Here is a 24,727-nt window from a genome sequence, read left to right on the forward strand (position 1 = left end):
AAATGTATTTTATAAGTATAAACACCTGATTTTTGCTTACTGCTCTCTTAGATTCTACTCACCAAAGCTGTTCTATATTGTTCCATATTCTTTGATATAAGAAAATGCATGCGGCATAAATTTCTTGCTCAGCTCAGAAAAGATTTGTCGTTTAAGAAAGGCCGTTTCCTCCATTGTCAATGAAGGATCCAATGTTGGAAATTCGATCTCAAGATTGTTTTTTTCGACAATAGGCAATACTAGTGTAAATGATTCTTCTTCCTTTATGGTATCCGTCACAAGTAGTGACTGATGGAAAATACTAGGCCGACGATTTTTATATTTATTTTTACGTATCCTGTCAACGATAACTTCTATTTGATCAAAAAAGTACGCTTCATTTACATCTCCAATAAGTTCGGCTAATTCTTTGAATGCCTTCGTTACAGGAAGCTGATTCTTTTGTATAAAAAAATAATTAGCCAACGTAAGCGGAAAGTGTTCTTTAGAGGAAAGTGTAATAAAACGGTACTTCTGATTTCCAGCAGTCGTTCTCAGCAATTCTGTCTCTCGGCTGTTTCTTACTCCATAAAAATACGCTTCTTTTCGTTCATCTTCAAAACAATACGCCCAAATAACTTCTCCCATCGCTAATTTTTGTTCAGCAACAGAGAGTCTCTTCAATTGGTCGGCTATGGTTTCAGCAGCCGAAGTGGCTTGTTGCAAGTAATCGTTGGAATCAAATACTGGAAAGTTCAAATGATATCTTCGTTCTTCTCTCTTGATTAATCCTGCATCGATCAATAGATCAAGAAAATGAGAAAATTTGTTTTGCGGAAATTCTTTTTTCAATTCTCTTAGAATCGTTTCTTTTTCTCGATGTTCATATAGATAATCGGTCAATAAAGAAAAAAGCGGATCACCGGTCAGTTTTTGATAAAAATTTTCCTTATTTTTTGAATAATAATAGTTCATATATGTTCTCTTTTCTATCCATTTTATTTTACTTAAAAGGCTTTTACATAAAAAGGAGGAAGAACAAGAGTCATGTTTGACTGTTATTCTCCTCCATTTCTTAGACTTTTAGTATGTTCTGTGTTTCTTTTTATTCAATCGCTTATCCCATTCACTTTGAATGCTTCATCCTACCATTTGATTAGCTGAATACAGCCGTCAACTGAGGTACGACTTGTTTTTTACGTGAAACGACACCTTTAAGCAAAGCTCGGTTATTGGTCAAAGTTGTTTGGAAAGCTTCTTCTACTTTTTCTTTACCTTTACCAGCAACAAGTAATTCTGAATCGCTGTCTAAGATATTTGTGACAACTAATACGAATAAATCGTAGCCATTTGCTTTCATTTCTTCTTCCATCGCTGCTTCTAGTTCTGCTTGTCGATCCATCACTTCATTCAGGTCCACTGTATTGACTTGAGCGATACGCACATTGGAACTGCCCATTGGGAAACTTTTTGCATCCAAATCAAGAAGAACCGCAGCTGATTTATCACTTAGATTCGTTCCGGCTTTCAACATTTCAAGACCATAGGCAGTTAGATCTACTTCAGCAATTGCTGCAAGTTCCTTTGCAGCTGCTTCGTCTTCAGGCGTACATGTTGGCGATTTGAACAACAATGTATCTGAAATGATAGCTGAAAGCATAATCCCAGCAATTTCTTTAGGGATCGTTACTTGGTTTTCTTTATATAGTTTTAAAATGATCGTACTTGTACATCCAACTGGTTCTGCACGATAGTACAATGGATTAGCTGTTTCAAAGTTTGCAATACGATGGTGGTCTACTACAGCCAAAATATTTACTTCGCTGATATCTGAAATACTTTGTTGGAATTCATTATGATCCACAAGCATGACATCGGCATTTTCTGCTTTAGCTGACTCTACTACTCGTGGTGCAGATAGTTGAAAGTGGTCTAATGCGTATTGTGTTTCTTCGTTAGGTGTACCTAAAGCAACTGCTTCTGTTTCGTTACCTAATTCATTTTGCAAGTGTGAAAAGGCAATGGCTGCCCCAATTGCATCTGTATCTGGATTTTGGTGACCAAAAACTAAAATTTTTGACATGTCATTCGCTCCTTTGTGATTTCTCCTATTTAATAATAGCAAAAAAACGGAAAGAAGCAATACTTAACTTCTTTCCGATGCGTTCTATCGCGTTAAATATTTTGTATACTCTTCTGTATGAAGCAATCGTTTAGCATTTTCGACACGTTCTTTTGTAGGTGGTTCGATCCCTTCTAATGGATATTTCAAACCAAGTGTTTCCCACTTGTATTTTCCCATCGTATGGTAAGGAAGGATCTCTACTCTGTCTACATTTGACAAGGTTTGGATAAAGTTGTCTAGTCGGATCAAATATTCATCATAATCACTTCGCTCAGGGACTAGTACATGGCGAATCCAAACCGGTTTGTTGATTTTTGACAAATATTGCGCCATTTCTAAAATATTTTCATTGTCCCAATGCGTTAGTTTTTTATGCTCTTCATTATCGATGTGTTTGATATCAAATAACAGTAAGTCTGTATACTTCATCAATTCTTGAAAACGAGAGAAGAAGGGTTCTTCATACGTAAAAGGTTTTCCGCATGTATCCAATGTGGTATGCATTTCCCGCTCTTTTGCTTTTTTAAATAGTTCGATCAAAAAATCGATCTGCAATAGAGGCTCTCCGCCACTAACAGTAATACCACCTTTATCTCCCCAGTAAGGTCTGAAGCGTTCCGCTTTATCTAAAAGTTCATCTGCTGAGTACTCTTTCCCTCCGCCAATATTCCAAGTATCAGGATTGTGACAGAATTGGCAACGCATGCGGCATCCTTGCATAAACACGACAAAGCGCAGTCCAGGGCCGTCTACTGAACCGAAAGTTTCGATAGAATGAACATAGCCGATTGTTTTTTCTTCCATTTAAATTCACATCTTTTCTTTGATTTCATTTTAAGTACAAGTTAGCTGTCGAAGCGAAGCTTTTTGAACAAAATTTTTGGCAATCACCGCTTCGTTATGTGTAAAATTTACAGGGACGGAACATACATGTCCTGCCCCTGTAAATCGTGTCTTTCAAATAAGCATACTGATCATTCGATTATGATGCGAAGGATATCTAACGATCTTTCGGCACTGAGTCGAAAGGCTGTTTCACAAACTTTTTACATTCTATCGTGTGACGTTCTCATCAAGACATCTAGTTGTTGTTCTCTTGTCAAGTCACGGAATTTAACTGCATAACCAGATACCCGGATCGTCAAGTTCGGATATTTCATTGGATTTTCCATTGCATCACGTAATAGATCATTACTAAATACATTGACATTCAAATGATAAGCGCCTTTTGAGAAGTATCCGTCTAAGACATTACGCAAGTTTTCGATTCTTGTATCTTGTTCTTTTCCAAGACCAGAAGGATTGATTGTTTGGGTATTTGAAATTCCATCCAATGCACAACCGTAATTCATTTTAGCTGTTGAGTTCAGGCTGGCTAATAACCCACTTTGTTCTGCATTGTAACTTGGGTTTGCTCCTGGCGCAAGTGGTTTTCCAGCTTCACGGCCATCAGGAGTATTTCCTGTATTTTTACCGTAAACAACATTTGAAGTAATCGTCAATAATGAAGTTGTTGGTTTTGAGTTGCGGTAAGTTTTATGACGTTTGATTTGTCCCATGAAGTATTCCAAGATCCATGAAACTAATTCATCTGCACGGTCATCATCATTTCCGTATTTAGGGAAGTCGCCATCTACTTCAAAATCAACTGCTATTCCTTTTTCATTACGGATTGCTTTTACTTTTGCATATTTGATGGCTGACAAGCTGTCTGCCGCATGAGAGATTCCAGCAATACCTGTAGCAAATGTGCGTTGCAAGTCAGAATCCATCAAGGCAAGCTGAGCTGCTTCATAAGAATACTTATCATGCATGTAATGAATGATGTTCAACGTATTGACATATAGTTCTGCTAACCAATCCATCATGTTCATGAAGTTATGTTTCACTTCTTCAAAATCTAGTACTTCTGATGTGATTGGACGATATTCTGGTCCAACTTGGGCGCCAGTCACTTCATCGACCCCACCATTGATAGCATATAATAGTGTTTTAGCCAAGTTAGCACGAGCACCAAAGAACTGCATGTCTTTTCCAACAACTGTTCCTGATACACAGCAAGCAATCGCACAATCATCAGAACCCCATTGTTCACGAAGCTGATTGTCATTCTCGAACTGAATCGAAGAACTTTCGATAGCGATTCGGCTCGCATATGTTCTGAATCCTTCTGGAAGGTGTTCAGAGTACAAAACAGTCAAGTTTGGTTCTGGTGAAGGTCCCATATTTGTCAATGTATGAAGCAGACGGAAATCATTCTTCGTCACTAATGAACGACCATCTAAGCCCATACCAGCAATGGATAAAGTAGCCCAGATAGGGAATCCTGAGAATAATTGGTTGTATTCAGGTGTACGCGCGAATTTGACCATACGTAATTTCATTACTAAGTGATCGATCAATTCTTGCGCTTCTTTTTCTGTGATTACTCCATTATCCAAATCACGTTGGATATAGATATCAAGGAATGCTGAGATACGTCCGATTGACATCGCAGCGCCATTTTGTGATTTGATTGCTGCTAAATAACCGAAGTATAACCATTGGACAGCTTCTTTTGCATTTGCAGCTGGTTTAGAGATATCATAGCCGTATTTTGCAGCCATTTCTTTCATTTGTGCTAATGCACGATATTGTTCAGTGATTTCTTCACGTAAACGAATCACTTCTTCACTCATCGTATGATAACCAGTCATATCATGATCTTTTTTCTTTTGTTCCATCAAATAGTCGATTCCATACAATGCCACACGACGATAGTCGCCGATGATACGTCCGCGACCGTAAGCGTCTGGAAGCCCTGTAATGATTTTGTTTTTACGAGCTGCACGCATTTCAGCAGTATAAGCATCAAACACCCCTTGATTATGTGTTTTGCGCCAGTCAGTGAAAACATGTGTTAATTCATCGTTTGGTGTATAGCCATTGCTTTTCAGCGCATTGTTAGCCATATTGATTCCACCAAACGGCATGAATGCTTGTTTCAAAGGTTTGTCTGTCTGTAGACCGACGATTTTTTCCAAATCTTTATCCAAATAGCCTGCATCGTGGGAAGTAATGGTTGATACGATTTCTGTGTCCATATCATAAACACCGTTACGTTCGAATTGGATATCATTCAGCTTTTGCAATTCATCCCATAATTTTTCTGTTGCTTCTGTTGGGCCTTCCAAAAAGCTGTCATCACCGCGATATTCAGTGTAGTTGTTTTGAATAAAGTCTCTAGTGTCTACGCCTTCTTTCCATTTGGTACCTTTAAATCCATTCCATTGCTCCATTGTATGGACCTCCTAAATTTCTGTTTTATGTAACAGTTTTTACGTGATTAGTATAACACAGCACCTTATCTTTGCAAGGGTTTTCTTGTTTTTTATTTAACAATTTTTATGTTTTATCTATGTATATTGCAAGTAACGTTGATATACCAATATTTAAGCATTGTGAACACTTTCATCTTTTTTTGCAAACGTATAAGGATTTATTAAAAAGGAATGAAAAATAGGCACCATCTGTATTAATACAGATGGTGCCTATTCATTAAAATACCATAACAGTTATGATTCGATGAAAATCTCAGGAGCATCGATGACTTCGATGACTTCTCCACCTTTTTTCTCGTCCATAGCAAACGAACCATTCGATGTTCGATCACCTATAGGAAAATCCGTTGGATCAATCGTTATCTGTTGTCCTTTTTGATTCATCAAGGTTATTTCTTTTGATCTTCCTTCCGACATATAGATAATACGGTGCGGATTTTTTTTCAGCTCACGCATGACCGTCACTCCCCGCTTCGCACGTGAAGTTTGGCTGATTTCTTGAGCAAGCATGCGTTTCACGGCTCCTCGCTGAGTAACGATTACGATCGGCGTATCTCCGTCTGCTAACACAAGCAGCCCATTGACAATCCTATCTCCATCTTTCAAATTCATAGACTTCACTCCAGCTGCCTTTGCTCCAACAACGGGAACATCTGTTAAAGGATAGCGCAAGCCCATTCCTTGATGCGTCACTAAGAACACATCTAGGCCTGGCTGATCTTCTTTCAGATATACAGCAATAAGTTCATCTTCTTCCGCCTTTAGCTTCATACAGCTGAGCGGACGGCTCTTGTAGGTGCGCCATGGTTCGAACTCTGTCATTCGTGTTTGCTTGATCAATCCATTCTTACTGATGAATACAAATGTTTTCTCTGCTTGGATTTTTTGATATGGGAAAACAGCTAAGATCGATTCATCTACAGACAGATTGGAGATTGTTTGAGAAATGTGTTCGCCAGCATCTTTCCATTTCAAATCGGGTAGTTCATGAACAGGACGGTAGATCACATTTGCTTTATTCGTAATCAGAAGAACATGGTCCAATGTACTCAATTCACCTGAGTACAGCAAGTAGTCGCCTTCTCGCATCCCGATTTCTTCTGGTTTGGAAGCACTATAAGAACGAAGGCTTGTTCGCTTCACATAGCCTTCTCGTGTCACACTGACGATTACGTCTTCTTGCGCCACTAAAACTTGCGTATCGATTTTGATTTCTTCGATTTCGTCTTCGATTGTCGTCAGACGAGCGGAAGAGTAATTTTTTTTCACTTCTCGCAATTCTTTTTTCATAACAGAGAAAAGCTCTTTGTCGTTTGAAAGGATTTTATTCAACTCTGTGATTTGTGCAATCAAGCTTTCAGATTCCTTTTGAAGCTCTGTGATATCTGTGTTCGTCAAACGATATAGTTGCAATGTGACGATTGCTTCTGCTTGTTCTTCTGTAAATTGGAAAACGTCGACTAAATTCTTTTTGGCGTCTCTTTTGTCTTTACTTTCACGAATCGTTGCGATTACTTCATCCAGAATCGATAAAGCTTTCATCAGTCCTTCTACGATATGCTGTCTTTTTTGAGCTTTGGCTAAATCGAATTGGCTGCGTTTTGTTATGACTTGCTTTCGATGCTCGATATAACTTCTTAAAATGTCTTTCAGTCCAACTTGATGCGGAGTCATATGATCGATAGCGACCATATTGAAATTGTAATTGATCTGTAGCTCAGTGTTTTTGAACAAATAATTCAAAATTCCTTGAGCATTGGCGTCTTTTTTCAATTCAACGACAATTTGCAGACCAGTTCTATCACTTTCATCTCGTACTTCAGCTATTCCATCGATTTTCTTATTCAAACGGATCTCATCCATTTTTTTCACCAATGTCGCTTTATTTACTTCATATGGGATTTCAGTGATCACGATTTGCTGTTTATTGCCCTTCATTGCTTCTATCTTTGTTTTCGAACGAAGAATAACTTTTCCTCGCCCTGTTTCATAAGCTTTTTTGATTTCATCTTTTCCTTGCAAGATCCCTCCTGTTGGAAAGTCAGGTCCAGGAATATATTCCATCAATTTTTCAAGGCTTGCTTGTGGATGGTCGATCATATAGATTGTGCCGTCAATCACTTCAGCTAAGTTATGAGTCGGGATCTCTGTCGCATATCCAGCAGATATACCTGTCGATCCATTGACTAGAAGGTTTGGGTATCGAGCGGGAAGAACTGTTGGTTCTTTTTCTGTATCATCAAAATTCCACACGAGATCGACTGTTTCTTTTTCGATATCTGCTAGCATCTCTCCACTTAACTTGGATAATCTGGCTTCAGTATAACGCATCGCAGCAGGTGGATCACCGTCCATACTCCCGTTATTCCCGTGCATTTCGATCAGTACTTCCCGCAACTTCCAATCTTGGCTCATGCGGACCATCGCTTCATAAATACTGCTGTCACCATGAGGATGATAATTCCCCATGATATTTCCGACAGATTTTGCTGATTTACGGAATCCTTTGTCATACGTATTGCCATCTTTGTTCATGGCAAATAATATCCGGCGTTGCACTGGTTTCAATCCATCACGGATATCAGGCAGTGCACGTTCTTGGATAATATATTTGGAATAACGTCCGAAGCGGTCACCCATCACTTCTTCTAAAGTTAATTCTTGTACTTCTTGTCGATTTTCCATCAGGTGACCTCCTATTCTACTTCAAATAACTGATTGTCTTCGTTTTTATCTGCTCGTTCTTCATCTAATAATTCATTAGAAACTGAAGGAGAGATTTCAGCATCCTCTTTTTTATCTAAGATACTGCCATCTTCTTCCAACGTAAATTGTACGTGATTTTCGATCCATTTTCTTCGAGGTTCTACTTTGTCACCCATTAGTGTGGTTACTCGACGCTCAGCTTGCGCAGCATCGTCGATACGGACGCGGATCAACGTACGGGAAGTTGGATCCATCGTTGTTTCCCACAATTGTTCCGCATTCATCTCTCCAAGTCCTTTATATCGCTGTAGCATATATCCTTTGCCGACTTTTTTAATCATTGCTGCCAATTCGTCATCTGTCCACGCATATTCAATGACTTGCTTCTTCCCTTGTCCTTTGGATACTTTATATAAAGGCGGTAACGCGATATATACTTTCCCAGCTTCAATCAGCGGTTTCATATAACGATAAAAGAAAGTAAGCAGTAATACTTGAATATGGGCGCCGTCTGTATCCGCATCGGTCATGATGATTACTTTGTCGTAATTACAGTCTTCGATAGAAAATTCAGGGCCGACTCCTGCACCAATCGTATAGATCATCGTATTGATTTCTTCATTTTTCAAGATATCTTGCATTTTAGCTTTTTCGGTATTGATGACTTTTCCTCGTAAAGGTAGAATTGCTTGGAACTTTCTGTCTCTTCCTTGTTTAGCAGATCCGCCGGCAGAATCCCCTTCGACTAAATACAATTCATTTTTCTTAGGGTTTCGGGATTGTGCGGGTGTCAATTTTCCTGAAAGAAGAGATTCGCCTTTTTTACGCTTCTTCCCATTTCGGCTTTCTTCTCTGGCTTTACGTGCTGCTTCTCTCGCTTCTCTCGCTTTGATTGCTTTACGGACCAACATCTGGCTCATTTCGCTATTTTCCTGCAAATAAAAGCCCATTTGTTCACTGATGACGTTATCTACTACGGTACGAGCAACTGGCGTACCAAGTTTTTCTTTCGTTTGGCCTTCAAATTGCAGAAGATTTTCAGGTACACGGATAGAGAGAACAGCAGCTAATCCTTCTCTGAAATCACTACCTTCCAGATTCTTGTCCCGTTCTTTCAGCAAGCCGACTTTTCTCGCATATTCGTTATAAGATTTCGTCATTGCCGCTTTCATTCCAGCTTCATGGGTTCCACCATCTTTTGTTCGAACATTATTGACAAAAGATAAGACATTTTCTGAATACCCGTCATTGTATTGATAAGCGACCTCTACTTCGATACCTTCTTTTTCTCCTGAAAAATAAACGACCGGTGTCAATGTATCTTTTTCTTCATTCAGGTAATCAACAAATTCTTTGATTCCTTCTTCATAATGGAAAACTTCCTTGACTGGTTCTTCTCCCCGAAGATCAGAAAGTGAGATTTTAACGCCTTTTAGAAGAAAGGCAGATTCTCTTAACCGTTCGGCTAAAATTTCATATGAAAATTTCGTTGTACTGAATATTGTATCATCTGGTAAAAAATGGACAATCGTCCCGTTTGCTTTTTTTGTTTTTCCTATCTTTTTCAACGTACCGTCAGGTTTACCGCCGTTTTTAAATTTCTGCTGATACTCTACGCCATCTCTAACGATTGTTACAGTCAGCCATCTCGATAAGGCATTTACCACACTGGCTCCTACACCGTGAAGTCCACCAGAAGTTTTGTACCCTCCTTGGCCAAACTTTCCGCCAGCATGCAGCACAGTAAAAATCACTTCAACTGTTGGGATTCCGGAAGCATGCATCCCTACAGGCATCCCGCGTCCGCTATCTGCAACAGTTATACTATTGTCTTCATGGATGGTCACATCAATCTCACTGCCATATCCTGATAATGCTTCATCAACTGCATTATCGACGATTTCATAGACTAAATGATGCAAGCCTCGGCTGTCAGTGGATCCAATGTACATCCCTGGTCTTTTTCTAACTGCCTCTAATCCTTCCAATACTTGGATGGACGAGTCATTATATTCGTTGTTTACTTTTTTTGCCAAGGCAAACGCTCCTTCAATAATACTTTGCGGCAAAACCGCACCACGATTATCATACTAGAAAAGGTCGTGAAAAAAAAGAGGTTAGATGAGAAATCAATTTTAATTATCTCCTAACCGCTTTTTCGACATTCCTCTCTATCAATCATCTCTTCTTTGTGGTCATTTTTATTTTTGGTTTTCTTTCAACTTACCAAGTTCAATCTTGATACAACGATCCATTACGATGTCTGTGCGTCCTGCTTTTCTTAGCATCTCATCTGCTTCTTCGTTTTCGATCCCTAGTTGTGCCCAAAACACTTTAGCTTCGGTTTTCAAAAAATCAGCTGCTACTTCAGGTAAAAATTCGTTCCGTCTAAATACATCTACGATATCGATTGGATCATCGATTTCTGTTAAATTTGCATAGACTTTCTCTCCTAGAATTTCTTCACCAGCCAATAATGGATTTACTGGTATGATTTTATATCCATTGTCTTGCAATACCTGCGCAACCATGTAACTTGTTCGCTCTGGTTTATTGCTCAAGCCTACGACGGCAATATTTTTTGCTTCTTTCAAATAGTTAAAAATCGTTTCTTGTGTTGGATTTTTTATAGACATTTCTGTCACCCCTTGCTTTTCTTTTTATTTCATCTATTATACTTCTATCTTTCATTTTTTCAATTGTTCCTGTTACCTATTCATGCTAAAATAAAGGATAGTTTTCAACTTGAGAGAGGGTAAAAAATGAAATTGATCTTATTACTTATTTTAGCATATCTTTTAGGTTCTATTCCTTCCGGTGTCTGGATCGGCAAATTGTTTTTCAAAAAAGATATCCGGCAACATGGGAGCGGTAATACTGGAACCACCAATACATTTCGAGTATTAGGCAAAACCGCCGGGATCGTTGTCCTTCTTATGGATATTTTAAAGGGTACATTGGCTACTTGTCTGCCGATGATTTTTCACCTTTCTGGGATTAACCCTCTTTGGTTTGGGGTATGTGCGATTCTTGGTCATACATTTCCGATATTTGCTGGGTTTAAAGGAGGAAAAGCTGTTGCGACAAGTGCAGGAATGCTTTTAGGATTTAATCCTGTATTTTTTGTTTATTCCTGTATCATTTTTATCGTTAGTCTATTTTGTACAAGTATGGTGAGTTTGAGCAGTATGATCAGTGCAGCGTTGATCACTTTATCCACGATCGTCCTTCCTTATGTAGCTCCTGTGATTTTGGCTAAGCCCAATTGGTTGCTGACGATCATTGCCTTTTTAGTCTCTTCCTTTATCTTCTATCGTCATAAAGACAATATCAAGCGTATCAGAAACCATACGGAAAGTCGAATCCCATTTGGTTTGAACAGCAGCAAGAAAAAATCCTGACACTTTTTCAGTCCAAAGAGATAAAACAGGAGTGTGACAAATCCATGTCACACTCCCTTTTTTCGAACAAACGGTGTTCCAGAAGCTGACCACTTCTGTCACAACCTCTTATTACTTGATGTAGAATAGCTTTTTTACACCCTCTTACTTCACTGTGATCGAATATTTTGTCTTGAAGATTTCATGGGCACCTAGTTGATTGATTCCTACTTTTTCCATCAAGTTTCCACTGCTATTCACCGTGTCAGCAATTCCACACCATGGTTCGATACACACGAAAGGGGCTTCTTTTGGATAAGGAGACCAGATTCCTACATAAGGCATATCTTTATAGCTTAAAGTTATGCTATGGTAAGATTTTTCACTCCGAATGGCGTACGCATTTAGTCCTCTTGTTTCAAAGACCAATGCATCTTGATCAAAAAGTTCACGATTCAAAGCCAGATTCGTATTTGTCTGTCCTAACGTCTTTTGATCCATATCAATGAATGGACCTTTCAAAGGCAGGCGTAATCTTGATTTCAATGGAGAAAATGCTAGATAAAAGTCTTCGAATGACAATCCTTCTTCAAGAGGTACATTGAAAGCAGGATGTCCACCGATAGAAAAGAACATTTCTTCTTCACCTGTATTTGCTACTTGGTAATGGACCGTGATACCGTCTCCTCCTAATTCATAACTAATCACTAATTCAAAATCAAAAGGATATTTTTCTAATGTCTCTGGTGTACTCCGCAAGATGAAACTAGCCATTTCTTGTCCATGTTCAATGACTTCAAAATCCATATCTCGGGCAAATCCATGTTGTCCCATTTGATATGTTTTCCCTTGGTAAACATACTGGTCATCTTTTAAACGTCCAACAAAAGGGAATAAAACTGGTGCATGTCTGCCCCAATACGCTGGATCACCTTGCCAGATATACTCTAAACCGTGTTCTTTTGATTTTAAACTGATCAATTCCGCACCGTGTTCAGCGATTTCAGCGATCAGCTGGTCATTTTGAATAATAACAGTCATTGCCATTCCTCCAACTTCGACTTACTTTTTAAAATGGGAAGGCTGGAGCAAACATCTGTATCCGCCCCAGTCCCCTTGTTTCTAATAACTATGTTTTGCCAATTCGTCTTTAAAACGGGAATTCAATACTTTTAAATAAGTTCCCTTCATGCCTAACGAGCGAGATTCAATGATTCCAGCTGATTCCAATTTTCGTAAAGCATTGACGATCACAGAACGAGTGATTCCAATGCTATCGGCGATATTAGAAGCAGTCAAACGTCCTTCATCTCCATCCAATGCTTCAAAAATGGCTTGTACAGCCTTTAACTCGCTGTAAGACAATGTGTTGATTGCCATTTGAACAGCCGTAGCACTCCGTACATCAGCTTCGATACTTCGAGACTTCTGATAAAGGATCTGCATACCGACAACCGTAGCTCCATATTCTGCTAAGACGAGATCGTCATCTGCAAACGATTGTTCCATGCGAGATAAAATGATCGTCCCCAGACGTTCGCCAGCTCCAAAGATTGGAACGACAGTCGTCAAACCAAATGGGTATTTTTCTCTTGACTCTACCGGAAACGCAGTAATATCACTTGTAATCGGGATATTAGCTTCAGTTTTCATCAGCTGTGCCACTGTATCAGTGTAAGATTCAGGGAATTGTTTCTCAACAAACATTGTTTTGATTCGTTCATTATTCACATCGTGGCGTTCATTATAACCTAGTAATACTCCGTCACTTCCTATGATATAGGTGTTGCTGTCAAGAATACCACCTAATGTGACAGCCATTTTATCGTAAGGCAAATCTGCTTGCATGTCAAAAGTATTCTTTTGCTGCAAAAGTGTGTTTATCTTGCGGGTTTTCGTTAGCAAGTCTGTCATTGTCGTCCTCCGATTTTATAAAATATAGCGACTTAAATCTTCATTTGCCGCAATTGAGCCAAGTTTGTCATCAACGTATGCTTCTGTAATCGTTATTTCACCCATTTGCATATCTGGTGCTTCAAATAATAGGTCTTCTAATAGTTTTTCCAAAATAGTATGCAGTCTACGTGCACCGATATTATCTGTGTCACGATTGACATCGAAAGCAATTTGAGCGATCCGTTCAATTGCTTCTTTTGTAAATGTAACTGACACATTTTCTGTACCAATCAATGCTACATATTGTTTTATTAAAGCATTATTCGGTTCAGTCAGAATTTTCACAAAATCTTCAGCTGTCAAATCATCTAATTCTACCCGTATTGGGAAGCGTCCTTGAAGTTCTGGAATTAAATCACTTGGTTTAGACAAATGGAAAGCTCCTGAAGCAATGAATAGGACGTGATCTGTTTGGATGATCCCGTATTTTGTGTTTACTTGTGAACCTTCGACAATTGGCAATATGTCTCTTTGGACGCCTTCTCTGGATACTTCTCCAGATTGCTGTGATTTAGAAGTAATCTTATCGATTTCATCGATAAAGATAATCCCGCTTTCTTCCGCTAATTTGATTGCCTCACTATGGATATCAGCATCCTTGACTAGTTTTGCTGATTCTTCTTTGATTAATAACTCTAAAGCTTCTTTGACTGTTACCGTCCGTTCCACTTTTTTCTTCGGTGTTAGAGCACCTAACGTTTCATTTAGGTCGATCCCCATTTGCTCCAATCCATTGTTCATCATTGGTGCAGGTTTCTTTTGATCTTCGACTTCAATGGTTACTTCACGATTGTCCAGTAATCCCTTTTGTAGTTGTTCCAAAACTGTACGGCGGTTGATCCGAATATCTTCTGTCACTTCTTCTTGTGGTTCAGCGTTGTTTTGCTGACTAGCATTAAAAAGATTCATCATTTGTTCAAATTGATTAGTGGATTGTTTCTGTTCTTTTTTTATACCAGGCACTAAGATTTTTACCAAACGTTTTTCAGCATTTTTTTTAGCACTTGTGTATACACGGCTGTATTGCTCTTTTTCTACGATTTGGATCGCATTTTCTACTAAATCCCGGACCATTGATTCTACATCTCTTCCAACATAACCGACTTCAGTAAATTTTGTTGCTTCGACTTTGACAAATGGTGCATTGACGATTTTGGCCAAGCGTCGCGCGATTTCTGTTTTACCGACCCCTGTAGGTCCGATCATCAGCATATTTTTGGGTGTAATATCTTGTTGCATTTTTTCATCTAACTGCAAACGGCGGTAGCGGTTACGCAAAGCGACGGCAACAGATTTTTTTGCTGCATGCTGTCCTACGATGTACTCGTCTAATTCACTTACGATTTGTCTTGGTGTTTGTTTCAATTCATACATATTTACTCACCTCTTACAGTTCTTCTACGATAATATTATGATTAGTAAAGATACAGATGTCTGCGGCAATATTTAACGCATTTTCTGCAATTTCTTTCGCGCTCATGTCATTTTGAGCATAATTTTTCATTGCTCGGGCTGCGGCCAACGCAAAATTCCCGCCTGATCCGATAGCTAAGATGCCATCATCTGGCGTAATCACTTCTCCTGTACCTGAAACAAGAAGCATTTCTTTATCATTCATTACGATCAGCATCGCTTCAAGTTTTTGCATAGATTGCTGTGTCCGCCATTCTTGAGCTAATTCAACAGCTGCACGTTGCAGATTTCCATTGTATTCGTTCAGTTTGCCTTCAAATTTTTCTTCTAAAGTAAACGCATCTGCGACACTTCCGGCGAAACCTACAACGACCTCTCCATTGTAGATACGTCGTACTTTCTTTGCTGTACCTTTCATGACAACAGATTCACCCATTGTTACTTGGCCATCTCCAGCCATGGCAAATTTTCCGTCTTTTTCGACAGCACAGATTGTGGTTGAATGAAATGGTGATTCGACCATGTTTGTTTCCTCCTAAATTTGTTCTTTTTCTTATTTTACGCTCTTGGATGGAATGAACGATAGTTTTTTTGTAAACTTTCTTTTGTTACATGGGCATAGATCTGGGTAGTTGATAAATTGGCATGTCCTAACAATTCTTGGACTGTCCGCAAATCTGCCCCATTATTTAATAAATGAGTGGCGAATGTATGGCGCAGCATGTGGGGATGGATATCGCTATCCAAGCTGCTTTTTTTGATCATCTGATTCAAGACATATTCAATACCAGTAGGCGTGATTGGTTTTCCATGATGATTCACAAAAACAATATCATGCTCTTCGTGATATTTTGTCATCAATACCTGACGGCCTTCTGTGAAATATTCTTGTAGAGCATCTTGGGCAAAAGAACCTAGAGGCGCGTATCTCTCCTTGTTTCCTTTACCATGAATCAACATGACCTCTGAATCAAAATCAATGTCTGATACCAACAGATTACTACACTCGCTTAAACGGATACCAGATCCGTAAAGGACTTCCAGCAAAGCGCGGTTCCTCAAATCTAGAGGACTGTCTCCTGCTACGCTGTCAAAAAGTGCTTGCATTTCATTTTCATAAAAAAAGCGCGGCAATCTCAAATTTTTCTTTTTGAGATGAACGTAAGAAAATGGATTTTCTTTTATCACTTCTTCTTTGAGAAGGTACTGATAAAACGAACGTAGGCTAGCTATCTTGCGACTGATAGAGTTTCTGCTATAGCTAGGGCGATGATCAGCTAATGCACTCAAATAGACACGAACCGTAAAGTATTCCGCCTTCAGCAGATCAGCGTCTCCAGATTCCTCCAAGAAATGTTTAAAATGGAGAATATCTTCTTCATATGCTTCTTTCGTTTTTTCTGAATATCCTCTTTCGACAATCAAATAACGCAAAAATTTTTGTTCCCACGTGGCTTCCGTCATTTTCTCACCTTCCTTTTGTCCCAGAGAATAATTTAGCACAGCGTCTACAAAAAGACAAATAAATTGTCAGAATTTAACCAATATTTCTAAGTTTGTTCACAATTAATGCAATTCCTCACATTTTGTTTGAGAAATCCTTAAGAAAAACGCAAGAAAAAGAGCGAGACTATCCGTCTCACCCTCTTCATCGAGCTTGCTCACTCATTTGGGACTGCTGTTTTTTCTAATTCTTTTTTTATTGTCTCATTCGCTTTTAAAGCACGTTGGGCAATTGCTTCATATCTTGCTTTTTTGTCTCGTATGCGTTCCGGCAATTCAGGAAACAGACCGTAGTTGGCATTCATTGGTTGGAAATGTTTTCCTTCCGCATGAGTAATGTAGTAAGCCATGCTCCCAATAGCAGTTTCTTGTGGAAACTCGACTGGTTCCATTTCTTTTGCTAAGCGTGCGGCATTGATTCCAGCAAGTAATCCGCTTGCTGCACTTTCAACATAGCCTTCTACACCAGTCATCTGACCTGCAAAGAACAAATCTTCGCGTTTTGTTGATTGATACGTCGGTTTCAGTAATTCTGGCGAATTCATAAAGCTATTTCGGTGCATAACACCATAGCGAACGAATTCAGCATTTTCCAATCCAGGAATCATCCGAAAAACACGTTTTTGCTCGCCCCATTTCAAGTGAGTTTGGAAGCCCACGATGTTGTATAAAGAAGCTGCAGCATTGTCTTGACGTAGCTGGATAACAGCATAAGGACGTTTGCCAGTTTTAGGATCTTCCAATCCAACTGGTTTCATAGGACCAAAAAGCATTGTTTTGAATCCACGCTGTGCCATTACTTCGATTGGCATACATCCTTCAAAATATTTTTCTTTTTCAAAAGATTTAAGTTCTGCCACTTCGGCATTGATTAGTGCCTCATGGAAAGCTTTGAATTCCTCTTCTGTCATCGGACAGTTCAAGTAAGCTGCTTCTCCTTTGTCATAGCGGGACTTCAAATATACTTTATCCATATCGATCGTAGCTTTGTCTACGATCGGTGCAGCTGCGTCATAGAAATAAAAACCATCTGAACCATTGAATGCTTTGATGCTTTCTGCCAATGGATGAGAAGTCAACGGTCCTGTTGCTACTACGGTGATTCCTTCTGGTATTTCAGTAATTTCTTCGTTTATCACTGTTACTAATGGATGCTCTTTGACTTTTCGGGTAATCGTTTCAGAAAAAGAATCTCGGTCAACAGCTAAAGCACCACCAGCTGGCACTGCTGTTTCATCTGCCGAAGTGATTACTACTGAATTCAATCGGCGCATTTCTTCTTTCAATAATCCTACTGCGTTAGCCAAACTGTTTCCTCTTAGTGAATTGGAACATACTAGTTCAGCAAAATTACTTGTGTGATGCGCCTCAGTCGATTTGACTGGACGCATTTCATATAAACGGACAGGTACTCCTGCTTGTGCGATCTGCCAAGCAGCTTCACTTCCGGCAAGTCCTGCTCCAACAACATTTACCATTTTCAATGAAAGAACCTCTTTTCTATTATTTTTGGATGTCTTCTTCGTAGTCTCCATTTACACAGACTACTTGTTTGCCACCTTTGACTTTCTTCTCAACCAGATATCCGTCACATTTTGGACAATTTCTGCCCACTGGTTTATCCCAAGAAGTGAATTCACATTCTGGGAAACGAGAACAACCGTAGAACAGTCTGTTTTTCTTAGATTTTCGTTCGATAACTTGCCCTTCATGACATACTGGACAAGTCACACCGATTTCTTTTACGATCGGTTTGGTATTCCGACAATCAGGAAAATTGCTACAAGCATAAAACTTCCCGTATTTCCCTAACTTTATCACCATCGGATGTCCACAGACATCACAATCGAATCCTGCTGGTTCATCTTTGATTTGGATTTTTTCGATTTTTTCTTCCGCATTCGTCAGTTCTTTTTCAAACGGTTTATAGAAACGATCGACTACTTTGACCCACGCTTCCGTGCCTTCTTCGATTTTATCCAAATCTCCTTCCATTTCTGCTGTGAAATGGATATCGACGATTTGAGGGAAGAATTCACAGATCAGCGAATTGACAATCGCTCCTAATTCTGTCGGCTCAAATCTTTTTTGTGTCAATTTTACATAGTAGCGTCTTTGGATCGTATCAAGTGTTGGTGCATAAGTGGAAGGTCGCCCTACCCCGTTTTCTTCTAGTGCACGAATCAACGTAGCCTCACTGAAACGTGCAGGTGGTTGAGTAAAATGCTGTTTTGGTTCAATATCAACAGATTGGACGACATCGCCTTCTTCAAGTTCTGGAAGAATATTTTCTTTCTCTTCTTTGCCGTCATCTCTACCTTCCACATACACTTGCATGAATCCTTTGAATTTGATTTTTGAACCGTTCGCAATGAAGATCACACCATTTTGTTCTAATGTTACTTTCATCGTATCTAAAATAGCCGGTGTCATCTGACTAGCCACAAAACGTGACCAGATCAATGTATAAAGTTTCAATTGATCTTTATCTAAATATTGTTTGAGTTCATCTGGTGTACGAAGCACACTCGTTGGACGCACAGCCTCATGGGCGTCTTGTGCGCCTTGAGCATTTTTGATCTTTCGGTGATCATGTCTAGAAAATTCTTTTCCATACGTATCTTCAATAAATGCTGCGGCCTCTGCTTTTGCTGTATCGGCAATCCGGGTAGAATCAGTACGCATGTATGTAATCAAGCCGACTGTTCCTTGTTTACCCAAAGTGATTCCTTCATATAACTGTTGTGCTACCATCATGGTTTTTCTTGTTCGAAAGTTTAATTTACGGGCAGCTTCCTGTTGCAGGCTACTTGTAGTGAAAGGATTCGCAGGGTTTCTTTTGCGCTCTTTCTTTTCTACTTTTTTAACTTCGAAGTCTGTTCCATCAATTCTAGCAGTGACTTCTTTTACACTTTGTGCATCTGGTAATTTCTTTTTCTTACCGTCGATTCCCCAGAAATTTGCTTTGAATTTCTTGCGAGCTTTTTTAAAATTACCGTCGATGCTCCAATATTCTTCTGGAACAAATTCTCGAATCTCTTTTTCGCGGTCAATAATAATTTTTAAAGCGACAGATTGGACACGTCCTGCACTTAACCCTTTCTTGACTTTGCGCCAAAGAATAGGGCTGATCGAATAACCAACGATTCTGTCTAAGGTACGACGAGCTTGCTGTGCATCTACTAAATCTACATCGATCGTTCTTGGTTCCTTAAAGGCTGCTTTGACTGCATCTTTTGTGATTTCATTGAAGACCACCCGATTTTTTTCTTTCAGATCCAACCCAAGTAGGTACGCTAAATGCCAAGCAATCGCTTCTCCTTCTCTATCCGGGTCACTTGCCAAGTAAACTTTTTGAGCTTTTTTTGCTGCGGCTTTCAGGCTTTTGATGACATCGCCTTTTCCGCGTATAGAAATATAATGGGGTTCATAATTGTTTTCAAAATCGATACCCATTTTACTTTTCGGTAAATCTCTTATATGACCAACACTGGCCATTACTTTATAGTTTCGTCCAAGATATTTCTCAATCGTCTTGGCTTTTGCAGGTGATTCTACAATCACTAAATATTTATACGCCATTACTGAATGGACTCCTTTCCATTGTCGTGTTCCTACTATTAAAAGAGGATTCATACAAATCGTAGCTAATCATATCCATTCAGAAAACGTTTGTCAAGAAAAGCAAATGAAAAGTATGATGTTATTCTTTAAATTCTGCCAAGATATCTTCACCCGAAACCGCGCAAACTGCACCGTCTTGGATCAAATGATGACATCCGGTAGAATGTTCTGTTAAAATATTTCCTGGAACAGAAAAAACTGTTCTTCCAAGATCCAATGCTTGCTGTGCTGTTATCAGAGAGCCGCTTTTTTTCTTGGCTTCAAAGACACATGTTCCTTTAGACAAAGCTGCGATAATACGATTTCTCATTGGAAAACGATGTTTTTTCGGGCCGGATTGAGGAGGATATTCACTCAAAAGAAGATGATCATTTGCAATCACCTCTTGCAAGTCACGATTTTCAGTAGGATAGACTTGCTCTATCCCTGTTCCAATGACCGCGATCGTCCGTCCACCATGAGAGATTGCTGCTTGGTGACTGTATGTATCTATCCCTTTCGCGCAGCCGCTGACGATCACATATCCAGCTTCTACCACTGGTCTTAGTAAATAATACACTGTTTTTTTGGCTAAAGCAGAAGTACGTCTTCCACCAACAACGCTTAACATATTACAAGAAAGTAAAGATAGGTCACCACTGTAAAACAGGACAATTGGCGGATAGGTCAAGTGAAGCAACTGAGGGGGATAGTTGGGATCAAAGCAAGTAATAAACGACTGTTTCGATTGGATTTTGTCCCAATTATTGTGGATTTCTTGCCAACTTGTACGGAACAGCTCCCGGTGTGCGGTGATTTTTCCTATCTTAACGATGTCTTCAAATCCGATTTCTTTGTAAGGATACTGCATCATCCAGTTAGCAAGTGCCCATTTTCCTTGGCTACTGATTCCTTTTGCATAAGCAAGTTTCAATAAATTTTCTTCTATTTGATACATCATAAAACCGCCTTTCGTCTCTCTTTTTAATAAGATACGTAAAAGCGGCTGTTTTTTATTGTAAATATTTTTTTACAGGTGCAAAACTTTTGCGATGGATTGGCGTAATCCCTTGTCTTTCAAGCCCTTCTAAGTGTTCCTTTGTTCCATAGCCTGCATTATGCGAGAAACCATACCCAGGATAAAGCACGTCATATTCTTTCATCAATTGATCCCGATATACTTTAGCAATGATACTTGCAGCCGCAATCGACACAGATCGTGCATCCCCTTTGATTATTTTTTCCTGCTGTATAGGCAAATCCAAGGTCATCGCATCGATCAACAAGTAGCTTGGTGCAATAGACAAGTTTTCTACTGCTTGGATCATCGCCAATTTACTTGCTTCATAAATATTCACTTCATCGATTGTCTGCTGATCAATGATTCCGATCCCGATGGCCAAAGCTTTTTCTTGAATTTGTTGAGAAAGAAGTTCTCGTTTTTTCTCTGATAACTGTTTTGAATCGTTCAACCCTAATATGATCTCATTTTTCGGCAAGATAACTGCAGCTGCCACGACAGGTCCAGCTAACGGTCCTCTTCCTACTTCATCAATGCCGGCAATCCATTGGTGACCTTGTGCGTACCCTTGTTTTTCAAAGCAAAACATTTCTTCATATTTTTCCTTGATCAATGCCTCTTTTTTCAATCGTCGTTCAAAAGAAACTAGCGCTTGCTGTACGCCTTTGCGTGGATCGTTTCTCAATAATTCTAGTGTAGGATCATCTATTCTCTGTATGCTTTTCAATCGTTCTTTGATACTTTGGATGGATTCAGTCATCGCTTTTTTGCTCCATTTCTTCGCAACGATCCAATGTGTATCGACCAAGTTTTCCTTGACGGATATCATGCACAACTAATTCGCTGCCGCGATCATAGTCTTCTTTATACCCACGTTTTGCTGTGATATCCATCAGCAATTCCGGTGCCAATTTTTCTTCTTGCTCGATTGGCAAACCATAACGATCGCTGATTCTTCCTGAATAATATCGGGCAAAAAAATCCAATCCGTAAATCGCCAAATCATCTAAATGGACAAGTTGGTCTTTGATGGCGCCTGTCAGCGCTAGTTTTTTGCCGATTTCTTCATCTTCAAATTTGGGCCATAAAATCCCTGGTGTGTCTAACAATTCCAACTCGTTACCCAAACGAAGCCACTGCTGACCTTTTGTTACACCTGGTTTATTTCCTGTCTGAGCAATTTTTTTGCCTACTAGTCGATTCATCAACGTAGACTTTCCAACATTCGGAATACCCAACACCATTGCCCGAATAGCGCGAGGCTTGATCCCACGAGCAGCGTCTCTTGCTCGCTTTTCTTTCAACGCTTCTTTAGCTGCAGGTACTAGCCCTTTGATTCCTTTACTTTCTTGTGCCGTGATAGCTAATGCAAGGTGGCCTTGCTTACGAAAATATTCTTGCCACAGCTTTGTCTGTTGTGGATCTGCCAGATCCGCTTTATTCAACAAAACAAGCCGAGGCTTTTGCTGAATGATCTGATCTAGCATTGGATTACGAGAAGATAAAGGTAACCGTGCATCTACCAATTCAAATACGATGTCCACATATTTCATTTTTTCAGAAACTTCTCGTCGGGCTTTTGCCATGTGTCCTGGAAACCATTGGATGGTCATTGTTCTCTCCATTCCTTTCATATCGGAATATTCTCCGACTTTACTTGTTTTTTATTTTGCAATATATATTCACTTTTTTCTATTATAAAAAAATCCTATCTATTAGTTAAGTGAAAGTGAACCAGTCCTCATTCTATCACATCTTCTCTTTTTTGATGATGTAAATTTTTTATTTTGATCTCTGTATACGAGCCTAATTTTTTGACAGCGTTTCCTAAATAAGAGATGATAGACGGACAAAGCAGAAAGGAGACGAAACAAATGAATAGTATGGTTTTTGTTAATTTTCCTGTTGCCGATGTCAATCGTTCCGTTGCTTTTTATGAAAAGCTTGGGTTTAAAAAAAATGAAGAATTCTCTACTGAAGAAGCTAGTTCAATGGTGTGGGATGACACTTTTTGGGTGATGCTCCTCTCTCATGATTTTTATAAAAAATTTATAAAAGATAAAGAAATAGCCGATAATAAAAAAACAAGTGGCGCTTTGATTTCGTTTAGTATGGACAATGCGGATAAAGTAAAAAAATTCGCTCAAACTGCAAAAGAAAATGGTGGTACTTTCCACGAAGTCGATATGGGAATCCCTGAAGAAGAAATGTTTTCATTAGAAGTCCAAGATTTGGATGGAAACACATTAGAACCCGTATGGATGAAGATGTAAGCAGATAACGAAACTGACGTTTTTATAACAAAAAAATAGAGATGGATGATACGATAAGTATTCTCCACCTCTATTTTTTTCGATCGTACAATTGCCTTTTTTACAGTTTATAAAAGCAGTCTTCTTCTCCTTTTATTAGTCGTTGGATGGTTATTTTTGTAAATTGTAAAGGTGTCATGACACATCGGTGATTTTATGGTATCCTTTTCTTATTAACTGACAAAGGAGAGAATATTTTGAACACTTTGATTGCAAAAGACGTTTTTAGATTGCCCGAAATGAATGCAAGATTGTTATCGACTTCTGCCCTTTTATTAGCCCTTGATGTCATCTTATACAAGATAGCGATTGGTCCTGCTTATTTTCAAGTCACATTCGGATTTTTAAGTATGGCGCTTATGGGTTATCTATATGGGCCGATCTGGGCTGGTTTGCTTGAAATGTTGTCGAACACTTTGAATTTCACAATATTTGGTTCAGGTACGTTTCAAGCTGCTTTTCTTATCACAGCATTCCTTGGTGGGTTTATCAATGGCTTATTTTTATATCATAAAAAGATAAATCTGCTTTCCGTCATCGCCGCCCAACTATTGATTATGATTCCAGTGAGCCTTTTTATCAATTCTTGGCTGATGTCTGTTTTGTTTGGTGCAGATTTCAAAGTGATTTTTCTAGGTAGGGTTATCAGGAATATGATCCAGATTCCTATTCAAATAACGGTTGTTTATTCATTTATCAAAGCTTTAGAGGCTAGAAAAGTGTTTAAACGAGCTGTTTGATTTTATGTACTAAGGTAATATGCTGATTTTGGACCAAACGATAAAGAGGTTGTGACAAAAGAATGGTCACAACCTCTTTATTATTTCTCACTGGATCCATTTTATTTCATCAAGCGGATAATACACGAATCTTGCTTTACCTAAAATATCCGTTTTATTGATCGTACCAAATGAGCGGCTATCTTTTGAAACTCTTCGATTATCTCCAAGTACAAAGTAACTATCTTCGGGAAGCTTCGATTGTCCCGTCAGTTCTTGTAGTGTGAAGTCCGTCGTATAGGACGCATTTGCATGATCTGACTTCATGTTTTTAGTTAGATAAGGCTCCTTCACTACTTTTCCATTGATCTTCAATTGATCATTTTGGTAGCTAACATTTTCTCCTGGAAGCCCAATTACTCGTTTGATATAAATCGTCCCATCTGCTAATTGAAAAACAACAATATCAAATCGTCTGATCTCCGAAAATTTTTCCATCACAACCATGTCGCCTTGTTTCAAGACATTTTCCATTGAATTGCCTTCTACTGGTACAGGGATGAACAAAAATCCCCGCAACATGAACGCAATGAATACAGAAACAAGTAAGTATTTGAATATAAGCCAGAAGCGATCAATATAGCGTTGTTTTTTTGTCAATCTCTATCAATCCATCCCTCGTTTTTTCAT

General features: G+C 39.0%; 21 protein-coding genes. 3 read left to right on the forward strand and 18 right to left on the reverse strand.

Annotated elements, in window-relative coordinates; genetic code table 11:
- Positions 1-72 precede the first annotated feature (72 nt).
- The 7 genes from A5816_RS06530 to A5816_RS06560 all read right to left on the reverse strand — a co-directional run bounded on the left by A5816_RS06530 (position 73) and on the right by A5816_RS06560 (position 10,766).
- Positions 73-954 carry a DUF1803 domain-containing protein gene (locus A5816_RS06530; RefSeq protein WP_038398846.1) on the reverse strand — a complete coding sequence of 294 codons (882 nt, stop codon included), beginning with the start codon at positions 952-954 and terminating at the stop codon, positions 73-75.
- 181 nt (positions 955-1,135) lie between these two features.
- Positions 1,136-2,062 carry a manganese-dependent inorganic pyrophosphatase gene (locus tag A5816_RS06535; protein ID WP_002372303.1) on the reverse strand — a complete coding sequence of 309 codons (927 nt, stop codon included), beginning with the start codon at positions 2,060-2,062 and terminating at the stop codon, positions 1,136-1,138.
- A gap of 84 nt (positions 2,063-2,146) precedes the next feature.
- Positions 2,147-2,908, reverse strand: a complete 762-nt coding sequence (gene pflA / locus A5816_RS06540) for a pyruvate formate-lyase-activating protein (protein ID WP_002290235.1) — start codon at positions 2,906-2,908, stop codon at positions 2,147-2,149.
- A 242-nt stretch (positions 2,909-3,150) separates the two neighbouring features.
- Entirely contained in the window at positions 3,151-5,382 is a 2,232-nt protein-coding gene (gene pflB / locus A5816_RS06545; RefSeq protein ID WP_002372302.1) for a formate C-acetyltransferase, read from the reverse strand.
- Positions 5,383-5,658: 276 nt separating this feature from the next.
- Complete coding sequence (gene parC, locus A5816_RS06550) at positions 5,659-8,109, reverse strand: DNA topoisomerase IV subunit A (RefSeq protein WP_086310984.1); 2,451 nt, start codon at positions 8,107-8,109, stop codon at positions 5,659-5,661.
- Between the two features lie 11 nt (positions 8,110-8,120).
- Positions 8,121-10,166: a DNA topoisomerase IV subunit B gene (parE, locus tag A5816_RS06555; protein WP_086310985.1), complete on the reverse strand. Its 2,046-nt coding sequence runs from the start codon at positions 10,164-10,166 to the stop codon at positions 8,121-8,123.
- A 165-nt stretch (positions 10,167-10,331) separates the two neighbouring features.
- A complete protein-coding gene (locus A5816_RS06560; protein ID WP_086310986.1) occupies positions 10,332-10,766 on the reverse strand; it encodes a CoA-binding protein in 435 nt (144 codons plus the stop codon).
- 126 nt (positions 10,767-10,892) lie between these two features.
- On the opposite strand from A5816_RS06560, the gene plsY reads away from it, so the two are divergent.
- Entirely contained in the window at positions 10,893-11,531 is a 639-nt protein-coding gene (gene plsY, locus A5816_RS06565; protein ID WP_010732769.1) for a glycerol-3-phosphate 1-O-acyltransferase PlsY, read from the forward strand.
- A 144-nt stretch (positions 11,532-11,675) separates the two neighbouring features.
- Here the strand turns inward: plsY and A5816_RS06570 are convergent, their stop codons facing one another.
- The 10 genes from A5816_RS06570 to ylqF all read right to left on the reverse strand — a co-directional run bounded on the left by A5816_RS06570 (position 11,676) and on the right by ylqF (position 22,619).
- Positions 11,676-12,551 carry an aldose 1-epimerase family protein gene (locus A5816_RS06570; protein WP_002290227.1) on the reverse strand — a complete coding sequence of 292 codons (876 nt, stop codon included), beginning with the start codon at positions 12,549-12,551 and terminating at the stop codon, positions 11,676-11,678.
- Between the two features lie 81 nt (positions 12,552-12,632).
- Entirely contained in the window at positions 12,633-13,424 is a 792-nt protein-coding gene (gene codY / locus A5816_RS06575; protein ID WP_002290223.1) for a GTP-sensing pleiotropic transcriptional regulator CodY, read from the reverse strand.
- Positions 13,425-13,439: 15 nt separating this feature from the next.
- Positions 13,440-14,840 carry an ATP-dependent protease ATPase subunit HslU gene (hslU, locus tag A5816_RS06580; protein WP_002290222.1) on the reverse strand — a complete coding sequence of 467 codons (1,401 nt, stop codon included), beginning with the start codon at positions 14,838-14,840 and terminating at the stop codon, positions 13,440-13,442.
- A 13-nt stretch (positions 14,841-14,853) separates the two neighbouring features.
- The gene (hslV, locus tag A5816_RS06585; protein WP_002288419.1) at positions 14,854-15,402 is read right to left on the reverse strand and encodes an HslVU peptidase proteolytic subunit; all 549 of its coding nucleotides are present in this window, start codon (positions 15,400-15,402) and stop codon (positions 14,854-14,856) included.
- 35 nt (positions 15,403-15,437) lie between these two features.
- Positions 15,438-16,343 carry a tyrosine recombinase XerC gene (gene xerC / locus A5816_RS06590; RefSeq protein ID WP_002290220.1) on the reverse strand — a complete coding sequence of 302 codons (906 nt, stop codon included), beginning with the start codon at positions 16,341-16,343 and terminating at the stop codon, positions 15,438-15,440.
- Positions 16,344-16,540: 197 nt separating this feature from the next.
- On the reverse strand, positions 16,541-17,917 hold the full coding sequence (gene trmFO / locus A5816_RS06595; protein ID WP_002372288.1) for an FADH(2)-oxidizing methylenetetrahydrofolate--tRNA-(uracil(54)-C(5))-methyltransferase TrmFO: 1,377 nt from the start codon (positions 17,915-17,917) through the stop codon (positions 16,541-16,543).
- Positions 17,886-19,964, reverse strand: a complete 2,079-nt coding sequence (gene topA, locus A5816_RS06600) for a type I DNA topoisomerase (protein WP_086310987.1) — start codon at positions 19,962-19,964, stop codon at positions 17,886-17,888. Before topA ends, trmFO begins: the two co-directional genes overlap by 32 nt.
- Before the next feature lie 121 nt (positions 19,965-20,085).
- A complete protein-coding gene (gene dprA, locus A5816_RS06605) occupies positions 20,086-20,943 on the reverse strand; it encodes a DNA-processing protein DprA (RefSeq protein ID WP_038398841.1) in 858 nt (285 codons plus the stop codon).
- A 55-nt stretch (positions 20,944-20,998) separates the two neighbouring features.
- A complete protein-coding gene (locus tag A5816_RS06610; protein ID WP_086310988.1) occupies positions 20,999-21,766 on the reverse strand; it encodes a ribonuclease HII in 768 nt (255 codons plus the stop codon).
- Positions 21,759-22,619 (reverse strand): ribosome biogenesis GTPase YlqF, encoded by an 861-nt coding sequence (gene ylqF / locus A5816_RS06615; RefSeq protein WP_002309567.1) that lies wholly within the window; start codon positions 22,617-22,619, stop codon positions 21,759-21,761. Before ylqF ends, A5816_RS06610 begins: the two co-directional genes overlap by 8 nt.
- Before the next feature lie 261 nt (positions 22,620-22,880).
- On the opposite strand from ylqF, the gene A5816_RS06620 reads away from it, so the two are divergent.
- Positions 22,881-23,279, forward strand: a complete 399-nt coding sequence (locus A5816_RS06620; RefSeq protein WP_010732773.1) for a VOC family protein — start codon at positions 22,881-22,883, stop codon at positions 23,277-23,279.
- Between the two features lie 236 nt (positions 23,280-23,515).
- Positions 23,516-24,058 carry a folate family ECF transporter S component gene (locus A5816_RS06625; RefSeq protein ID WP_038398837.1) on the forward strand — a complete coding sequence of 181 codons (543 nt, stop codon included), beginning with the start codon at positions 23,516-23,518 and terminating at the stop codon, positions 24,056-24,058.
- Between the two features lie 87 nt (positions 24,059-24,145).
- Here the strand turns inward: A5816_RS06625 and lepB are convergent, their stop codons facing one another.
- Complete coding sequence (lepB, locus tag A5816_RS06630) at positions 24,146-24,697, reverse strand: signal peptidase I (RefSeq protein ID WP_002290203.1); 552 nt, start codon at positions 24,695-24,697, stop codon at positions 24,146-24,148.
- Positions 24,698-24,727: the final 30 nt, after the last annotated feature.

The organism is Enterococcus sp. 3G1_DIV0629, from assembly GCF_002141285.1.
Taxonomy (GTDB): Bacteria; Bacillota; Bacilli; order Lactobacillales; family Enterococcaceae; genus Enterococcus_B; species Enterococcus_B lactis.